Raw genomic sequence first — 8274 nt, 5'->3', positions numbered from 1 at the left:
AAGAGATGTATTGGCAGGTGATAAATTGTTTGGAACAATGATAGAGTATCTAAAACATCAAGGGACGATTGCAACTTGGAGAAATGAGAATAGTGACTGGAACGAAGGAGTTACACTGAGAGTTGAGAATTTCCAGTACTGGGTATGGGTGTATGGGGTAGAACAGGGCACAGACAATTATGATAGGGTTTATTTTACGGGTGACAATTTTCTTTCTCCATCAAAAGGGATGTACGATGAGTGGCCTAAAATTTCTCAGAGTGGCATTTTAACTTATCTTCCATGGAGAGGGGGAGTCTCCAAAAACGAAAAATCTGGAAAGTTTATTTCTACAACGGAGATGGTATGGAAATGGAAACAGTATAGTCCCGATGGGTATGATGCAAGTGGGAAACCGTATTATCTATGGGGAGAGCCTCAATGGCCAACAATCTTTACGAGGTATTATGATGGCTCACCATAATTCCCCTGGAGGTTTCCATATGAAAAGACGAGGAATACTTCCTATTTTGATATCTTTGTTTGTGTGTGGTATAATTGGTATTATCATCATCTTTTTTATGGTGACTCCTTTTTTGTATCGGTTGCCGGATATTTTCCCTACTAATCGTTGGGTAAATATGATGTCTGGTGAAACAAATCTCAATTACTCTGAGGTACTACGGATGAATATCTCAGACATTGAACCTAAACTGTCGTCAATTGATTTTGGAATACTAAATACATCTGTTGAAACAGGGAATTTGACGTATTCTCTATTTTCACCAAAAAATAGGTCGTACGAGCGTTTTTGTTTAGTAGTGTGCAGCGATAATACTATAAATAGAGCGTGGATGAACTATTACTATATTGCCTCCTTCCCCGAGAGAGATATCCCTGCCGAAAAAATGTATGCTACCAGCACTATATTGAATGTCGCCCGTTGTTGCGGGTTAAATATTTCAGGTGATGATTTAATATGGTATGTGTACTACCAAGATTAGGTGTGCAAATGTACTTCTAAACAAAGATGGTGAGAATAATGAATAAAATGAAGCACGCAAAAATCAATGAACAAAGAAGGAATATTATGGGGAAGTCAGACAATCTTCTCGGTATCCAATACTGGTTCTACTATCCGTTCCATGATGACCCAGGCTTAGACCCGCATCCGCATGACTGGTGGTATTTCTGGGTTGTGTACGATGTCTCAGCAAAAAAGCCAGTTAAGGTAATCTATGATTTCCATCACAACCTGAGAGCATTTGATTTTACGGATACCAGGGTGCATAGGGAAGGAATCCATGTGTTCACATACCACGATGCAGGAGGTCATAGAGTGATGTATGGAAGAGGGTTAGATGTGCCAGACTTTACTTCTCTGTGGATTGGTTACCAGATATCTCAAGGAGGTAGACCTCTATACAATACATTTGAACATGGCGGTCTTTACAGTTCCGATGGAGATTTTACAATAGGTCTGATGGTGGACTTGCTTTCAGCAAATGGAGAACTAGCTCCCTGGCGAGGCGTTTGGTTCTACTTTTATGACCCATGGTCAGGTGAGGGTAGATGGGAACTTCTCGCAGATTGGAATGCAGGAGTAACATTAAAAGTAGAAGACTTCCAGCACTGGGTTTGGGTGTATGGGGTGGAACGCTATGATGGACACAATGAACGAGTTCTATTTACTGGAGATAACATCTACTCGGGAGAAAAGGCGAATATATGGCCAGTCGAGTATCAAGTGGGTAGTCAATGGATCTCTACTCATTTTCCATGGAAGAGTAATGTAAGTTGGGCACATAACCAAGTAGGTTCTAAAGCAATTTCCTCTCCAGAGATGGTATGGAAATGGAGAAACTATCAATTCAACAAGTGGCAGAATCCTCAAGGTCAATGGATATACTGGTATGATTGGAGTCCTGTTTCTCCTACAATTTCAACAAGGTACTATGACGGGAGTCCATAGGGGGGATTTGAATCCGAAAAGAACATATCCTTCCACCAATAATTATCGTTTTTATTATTGTGTGTATTATAAGTGTGATTGTTGGTACATTGTTGACTCTATCCTTTTTTCACTTTCATTATAAACCACAAGACAGGTACATTATTTTAATAGGTACTAGGATTTCTATAGATGCCACAGAAGTTGAACGCATTAACATTTCAATGATAGAGATAGAGCTCAATAGGGAGGGATTCGGAATCAAAGATCTAAGCGGCCAAGATTCAGACACATACATAAAATATTGGATATTTTCTCCAAACAATTCGTGGCCTGACGAAGATTGGGAGATTGGAGCTAGAAACACTTCTGGAGTAAAAAGTGGGTACATAGACATCTTTTACCATGGTGCCTGTCCAGAATCTGAATTAGATACCAAAATAAAGTATATGGTTAACAGAACAAATACTATAGCGAAGATTTGCAACATTACCATAGATTGGTCTACCGTTCACTGGAGCATAGACTATCAACACTCCTTTCTTTTCACTTCCCCTGGCCCTCCATCATGTGTGTTATCTCACTACCGAGCATCATAACTGGAACGCAGAATGCCATTTCTGGATTGGTGAGGACTGGTTGCACAAGGAAGCAAACTGGGCAGAGTTTTACATTGACGAGCTCAAGGTTGAAGAGATCACTACAGCGGTGCCGAAAATAGAGTATGTGGAGCATTATTACAAGGCAGGGGAATACACAGCAAAATTGTTTGAAGCGGAGACGGAAATTTTAGCAATCAATCTAAGCTGGGAAGGGAGCGGTAAAGTGTATGTGAGCGAGGACAATGTGAGCTGGGAAGAGGTTGGGAATGGAATTGAGAAGAGCGTTGAGTGGAAGGCAGTTTACTGCAAGGTAGCCCTTACAACTCCAGCGGTGAATACAACGCCCTCGCTCTGGCATCTGAAAGCATCGTTGAAAAGCGGTGGCACACTGAGGGTCTGGGAAAACAACACCACAGCGGAAATTTACACACAGGAAGGAAAGCCGCTGTATGGACTGGCACGGGGATATTTTGCGGGCAGAGAGTTGATTGGCATTAGAAATTACAATGGCTGGATTTATCTGGCTGAGAAGAACAACACAACCTGGAATGCGGGCAAAGTGCGAGAAACAAATGGGAGCTGGAAGATGGGGTTTGATTTTGTTGTATGGGAAGGAAAACAGTATTATTTCTGGGCTGACAACGGGAGCGGGAATTACCAGGTCTATGGCATGGTTGGAAACACCACAGCCTTGCTCAGCATGAGCAATACAGACGCAATTGATGTCCTTGCTATTGCACCAGGCATCTGGCAACTGCCTTTTAGAATGCCAAAGACAGAGAAGAAATTGCATGTGGTCTGGCGTGACTATGACGACTGGTATTCCATGCTGAACTATGCAAGTTTCGATGCAGGACTGAGACAGATGGGTGAAATGCAGAGAATAAAAACAGACATTACATACAGCGAACTAATTATGGACAAATACCAGCACCCACTACTTGGTCTCTTTGAGCCGGCAATAGCCACGGGCTATTTCGGTGAAGTTTATATAGGATTTAGCCGTTATGGTGATGAGCGAGGCATTGGAATGGCAACGAATTACAAGGAGCCTGGTGAGGTTGTAGTCGTGTGGAGAAAGAATGTAGCCGCTTCTGGTAGCAAGGTTGTGATGGCTGGCAAAGAGTAACTGCCACAATGAGCTTTGATGGGAAGACACATACGGCATGGGTAACCGATTTGAAGTTATCGACACTATACCAGTTCACAGTGAAATCTGTTACAACTTCTGGAGAGCCAATCACGATGACGGGAAGTGGGACAACGAAGAATGTTGATAATACACCCCACTCTGAACATCCATAACCCTTATAATCCTCATCTCCTTTCAGGCGATTGAGGTAATTGCCATGTCAAATGTTCCAGAGGATTTGCTTTACACGGAAAGCCATGAATGGGTGAAGGTTGAAGGAAAGAATGCAAGGATGGGAATAACTGATTATGCCCAGGAAGCCCTCACTGAAATAGTGAACATTGATTTTGCTGTTGAGCCAGGAACAGTTGTAGAAAAAGGAAAGGCAATCATCGTCCTTGATTCTGTGAAGTCCTCAAATGAGGTATATGCACCAGTGTCAGGTAAAGTTGTGGAACTCAACGAAGGACTCAAAAATGAACTTGAAAACATCAACAAGGACCCTTATGGTAAGGGCTGGCTTGCAGTTATTGAGATGACAAATCCCTCAGAGACAAATGGCCTGCTAGACGCAAATGCCTACAAAAAATTGATTCAGCAGTAATCTATATTTGATTTTCCTAAAAATTCGCTCACAATTTTCATCGCACAGACATCGCCACACATCGTGCAGGTTTTTTGTTCTGTCGGTGCTCTATTTTTTCTGTATTTCTCTGCCTTCTCCCTATCAATTGCAAGTTGAAACATCGCTTCCCAGTCCAGCGCATACCTCTTTTCACTCATTTTTCTGTCCCATTCCAAACCTCTCCCTTTAGCAATCTCAGCAGCATGAGCAGCAATTCTGGATGCAATCAAACCTTCCTTCACATCTTCAACTGTGGGCAGAGCTAAATGTTCAGAAGGCGTGACATAGCAGAGAAAATCTGCACCAAAATATCCAGCTAAGGCACCACCAATTGCTGCCGTGATATGGTCATAGCCGGGTGCCACATCAGTCACAATGGGTCCAAGCACATAGAATGGAGCCCCATCTGTAAGATTTTTCTCAATTCTCACATTTGCCTCAATCTGGTTAAGCGGCACATGGCCAGGACCCTCAACCATTGCCTGCACTCCCTTTGCCCTTGCCCTGTGCACAAGTTTGCTCAGGATTACCAATTCCTGAATTTGTGGCGCATCACTTGCATCCGCAATACTTCCAGGTCTTAAACCATCTCCCAAGCTCAGTGTGAACTCATACTTTTCAGCAAGTTCTAGCAAATAATCGAAGTTTTCATAAAGCGGGTTTTCCTTCTGGTTGTGGAGAATCCAGGCAACGAGGAAGGCACCGCCTCTGCTAACAACGCCAGTAACTCTATCTGCTTGGCGAAGTTTTTCCACGCTTTCCCTTGTCACGCCACAATGCACAGTCATGAAGTCAATACCGTCCTTTGCATGGGCTTCAATGCTGTTGAAAATGTCATCCTCGCTCATGTTTACGATTGCACTTTTTCTTGCACATTCCACTCCTACCTGGTATATCGGAACACTGCCCATAGGTAAATTGCATTTTTTACGAATTTCCTTTCGAATTGCGTTGATGTCCCCTCCAGTGCTTAAGTCCATCAGGGCGTCTGCACCATATTTTTCAGCAACTTCCACCTTTGCAAATTCCTCGTTCAAATCCACATGGTCTTTAGATGTGCCAATGTTCACATTCACCTTTATGCTCAGCCCTTCACCAATCCCTTTAAGTGTATGTTGCCTTACAGGGTTGCAGGGGATTACAACCTTACCACTTGCCACAAGCTTTCGTAGTTTCTCTGCTTCGATATTTTCTGACCTTGCCACAGCTAGAATTTCATCTGTCACCCTGTGGGCAGCTTCTTTCATCAATGACATATTTGCTGGTAGTTCACACCACTAAATAAAACTTTTTTTTATGTCATTCGGAAAAGAAATCAGCTAAACTTGTAAAAAAGATTTTATCCCAAGAGTGTATTACCCTTCCCGAAACCATGACTCGAGTAAAAGTAATTAACGACATTGGGGAACTGGTGAATGTATTTCGAGCCATAGACACAGATCTGAAAGCAAACCTATACAGGGATCTTTCAGATAACTGGAGGACTGAGAAGGAGATTGAAGAGAAGTTTGGGAAGGAGGGTGTGAAGGTTCTAAAATTTTTTGAGAAACTGAAACTCATAGAGACAAGGTGGCAAACCACGAAAGAAGGTAAGACAGAGAAAGCATACCACACATACTATTCAGCATTTAGCATAAACTGCAGCGCACCCATAAAAGAAATGATTGATGTAATTTATGTGGCTGGAATGAGCGAAGCCGAGTTCCGAAAGTGGGAGGAAAAGGTGATAGACCTAGTGGGAGCAAGTGGCATGTTTGCAGGAGATGTAGCCGAGAAATTGAATATCTCACCAACATTCCTAAAGGGTCTCGTCAGGAGGTCGCTTAAACTAGATTATAAAGGACACAGAATTGAAGTGGTCCAGATATGATCGCTGTTCTTCGGTTAGGCCATAGACCAAGACGCGATGCCAGAGTTACAACCCATGTATGTCTGACTGCAAGAGCTTGTGGTGCTGATGTAGTGTATATAACGCCTCCTGACGAAAAAATTAAGGCAACAGTGGATGCAGTTACTGAGAGATTTGGAGGACCATTTAAAGTGGAGCTTGCTGAGAGCTGGAGGCAAGTAATAAAAAACTGGGATGGAGTTGTTGTGCATCTTACGATGTATGGCATTCACATTGATGATGCCTTGAAAGAAATTCCTGGCAATGCGGATTTGCTCGTTGTTGTGGGTGCAGAGAAGGTTCCTGGAGAAGTGTATAAACTTGCTCACCACAATGTAGCGGTGGGGAATCAACCGCATTCAGAGGTGGCTGCACTTGCTGTATTTTTGGATAGATTTCTTCATGGCACTGGCTTAAAAAAACAATTTCAGGGAAAAATTGTGATTATACCACAAAAAAACGGAAAAAAAGTGATAGAAAGGGTTTAGCTTATACCCAGCCTCTGGCTTTGACTGCGTCAGCCACGCGCTTCACTGCTACCATGTAGGCGGCCAAACGCATGTGCACCTTCTCCTTTTGTGACATCTCGTAAACCGCGTGGAATGCCTCTGTCATGATTCTGTCAAGTTTCTCGTGGACTTCCTTCTCAGTCCAGTAATATCCGTTTATGTTCTGGACCCATTCGAAGTAGGAGACGGTAACACCACCTGCATTGCAGAGGAAGTCAGGAATCACGAAAACCTTGTTCTTGTAGAGAATTTCATCAGCTTCTGGGGTTGTAGGTCCGTTTGCGAGTTCAGCTACAATCTTCGCCTTTATCTTTCCTGCATTTTTAGCAGTAATCTGGTTTTCCAGTGCTGCAGGTACGAGGATGTCGCACTCAAGTTCTAGCAGTTCCTGGTTTGTAATATTCTTCGCACCCTTGAAATCAACAACACTGCCTGTCTTCTCCTTGTGCTCCATCACCTTGGTGTAATCCAGTCCCTTTTCGTTGTAAATTCCACCCTTAGAATCGCTTACTGCAATTATCTTGCAGCCGTACTCTTCAGACAAAATTTTCATTGCAAATTGCCCGGCATTTCCGAAACCCTGGATGGCTACATTTGCACCCTTCAGGTTTATCTTTAGAGCTTTTGCAGCCTCTCTGATGCAATAGGACCCACCTCTTGCTGTAGCATCTCCTCTACCCGCGGAGCCACCGATTACTATGGGTTTGCCGGTAAACACACCAGGCACATTGTACTGCTTTATCTTTGAGTATTCGTCCATCATCCATGCCATAATCTCAGGGGTAGTATAGACATCTGGTGCAGGGATGTCTTTCTCATCGCCGATTATCTGAGCAACAGCTCTCACGTAACCTCTTGAAAGCTGCTCTAGTTCTCTCTTTGACATCTTCTTTGGATCACAGATGACGCCACCCTTACCACCACCATAGGGTATGTTGACCACTGCGCACTTCCATGTCATCCACGCAGCAAGGGCTTTCACAGTGTCTAGTGTTTCCTCTGGGTGAAATCTTATGCCACCCTTTGTGGGACCCCTTGCATCATTATACTGCACCCTGAAACCAGTGAATACCTTTGTTTCTCCATCGTCCATTTTTACGGGTATGCTCACAATCAGTGTTCTCATTGGTTCCCTCAAAAACTGATGCACTGCCGGCTCAAGTTTCAGTTTCTCTGCACACAAGTCCAGTTGCTTCTGGGCTATTTTAAATGGGTTTAATTCCTCTGCCATTTTTTCAACCTCTGCCATTTATTGGCAAATTTGCCTAAACCGAGGGGGTAAATATATTTTACCAAGGCATGTTCCTTAATCACAAAATTTCTGGCAAAAAACCTCCACAATAGTATCTCCGAAAGATACTAGCTAAAATTCAAAAATTGATGCCAGTATGTAAACCTCCTGATGCATGTTTCTTATAAATTTTTAAACCGGGCTTTTAAAATTCCACCGATGCACCGAAAGTGACGCCTTTCGGCACCAGCGCCAAGGTTGATTGCCCCAAAGAACATCTTGGAAGAACTGTTTACCTGGTGATAATTTGACAGAACTACATGATAGATACTATCGGACGCTCAAAACCTTAGATAC

General features: G+C 43.1%; 10 protein-coding genes. 8 read left to right on the top strand and 2 right to left on the bottom strand.

Going from position 1 to position 8274, the window contains the following annotated elements:
• The 5 genes from QXD64_08815 to gcvH form a co-directional block, all read left to right on the top strand.
• On the top strand, window positions 1-463 hold a 463-nt coding region (locus QXD64_08815; GenBank protein ID MEM3397408.1), incomplete at its 5' end, for a hypothetical protein.
• Window positions 464-1021: 558 nt separating this feature from the next.
• On the top strand, window positions 1022-1951 hold the full coding sequence (locus QXD64_08810) for a hypothetical protein (protein MEM3397407.1): 930 nt from the start codon (window positions 1022-1024) through the stop codon (window positions 1949-1951).
• Between the two features lie 203 nt (window positions 1952-2154).
• Complete coding sequence (locus tag QXD64_08805; protein MEM3397406.1) at window positions 2155-2529, top strand: hypothetical protein; 375 nt, start codon at window positions 2155-2157, stop codon at window positions 2527-2529.
• Window positions 2501-3661 (top strand): hypothetical protein, encoded by a 1161-nt coding sequence (locus tag QXD64_08800; GenBank protein MEM3397405.1) that lies wholly within the window; start codon window positions 2501-2503, stop codon window positions 3659-3661. The genes QXD64_08805 and QXD64_08800 overlap by 29 nt, the downstream gene beginning before the upstream one ends.
• Before the next feature lie 220 nt (window positions 3662-3881).
• A complete protein-coding gene (gene gcvH, locus QXD64_08795) occupies window positions 3882-4268 on the top strand; it encodes a glycine cleavage system protein GcvH (protein MEM3397404.1) in 387 nt (128 codons plus the stop codon).
• Here gcvH and thiC read toward each other — a convergent pair.
• Entirely contained in the window at window positions 4259-5545 is a 1287-nt protein-coding gene (gene thiC / locus QXD64_08790; protein MEM3397403.1) for a phosphomethylpyrimidine synthase ThiC, read from the bottom strand. The two genes, gcvH and thiC, sit on opposite strands and share 10 nt — an antisense overlap.
• Before the next feature lie 116 nt (window positions 5546-5661).
• Here thiC and QXD64_08785 point away from each other — a divergent pair, with 116 nt between their 5' ends.
• Together QXD64_08785 and QXD64_08780 are read left to right on the top strand one after the other, a co-directional pair.
• Window positions 5662-6159: an ArsR family transcriptional regulator gene (locus QXD64_08785; GenBank protein MEM3397402.1), complete on the top strand. Its 498-nt coding sequence runs from the start codon at window positions 5662-5664 to the stop codon at window positions 6157-6159.
• Entirely contained in the window at window positions 6156-6665 is a 510-nt protein-coding gene (locus QXD64_08780; GenBank protein MEM3397401.1) for a tRNA (cytidine(56)-2'-O)-methyltransferase, read from the top strand. Before QXD64_08785 ends, QXD64_08780 begins: the two co-directional genes overlap by 4 nt.
• Window position 6666: 1 nt before the next feature.
• Here QXD64_08780 and QXD64_08775 read toward each other — a convergent pair whose 3' ends face one another.
• Window positions 6667-7917 (bottom strand): Glu/Leu/Phe/Val dehydrogenase, encoded by a 1251-nt coding sequence (locus tag QXD64_08775; GenBank protein ID MEM3397400.1) that lies wholly within the window; start codon window positions 7915-7917, stop codon window positions 6667-6669.
• 230 nt (window positions 7918-8147) lie between these two features.
• Here QXD64_08775 and QXD64_08770 point away from each other — a divergent pair, with 230 nt between their 5' ends.
• Window positions 8148-8228 carry a DUF2080 family transposase-associated protein gene (locus QXD64_08770; protein MEM3397399.1) on the top strand — a complete coding sequence of 27 codons (81 nt, stop codon included), beginning with the start codon at window positions 8148-8150 and terminating at the stop codon, window positions 8226-8228.
• The last annotated feature ends 46 nt before the right edge of the window (window positions 8229-8274 follow it).

Source organism: Thermoplasmata archaeon, from assembly GCA_038874435.1.
In the GTDB taxonomy this organism is placed as follows: domain Archaea; phylum Thermoplasmatota; class Thermoplasmata; order Lutacidiplasmatales; family SKW197; genus SKW197.
Note: the sequence above shows the minus strand (reverse complement) of the source record. Positions and strands in the feature narration are given on the sequence as shown.

Coding starts and splice junctions, on each gene's coding strand:
- thiC (MEM3397403.1), bottom strand. CDS start 5,545: ATGTCATTGATGAAAGAAGCTGCCCACAGGGTGACAGATGAAATTCTA.
- QXD64_08810 (MEM3397407.1), top strand. CDS start 1,022: ATGAATAAAATGAAGCACGCAAAAATCAATGAACAAAGAAGGAATATT.
- QXD64_08775 (MEM3397400.1), bottom strand. CDS start 7,917: ATGGCAGAGGAATTAAACCCATTTAAAATAGCCCAGAAGCAACTGGAC.
- QXD64_08785 (MEM3397402.1), top strand. CDS start 5,662: ATGACTCGAGTAAAAGTAATTAACGACATTGGGGAACTGGTGAATGTA.
- QXD64_08805 (MEM3397406.1), top strand. CDS start 2,155: ATGATAGAGATAGAGCTCAATAGGGAGGGATTCGGAATCAAAGATCTA.
- gcvH (MEM3397404.1), top strand. CDS start 3,882: ATGTCAAATGTTCCAGAGGATTTGCTTTACACGGAAAGCCATGAATGG.
- QXD64_08780 (MEM3397401.1), top strand. CDS start 6,156: ATGATCGCTGTTCTTCGGTTAGGCCATAGACCAAGACGCGATGCCAGA.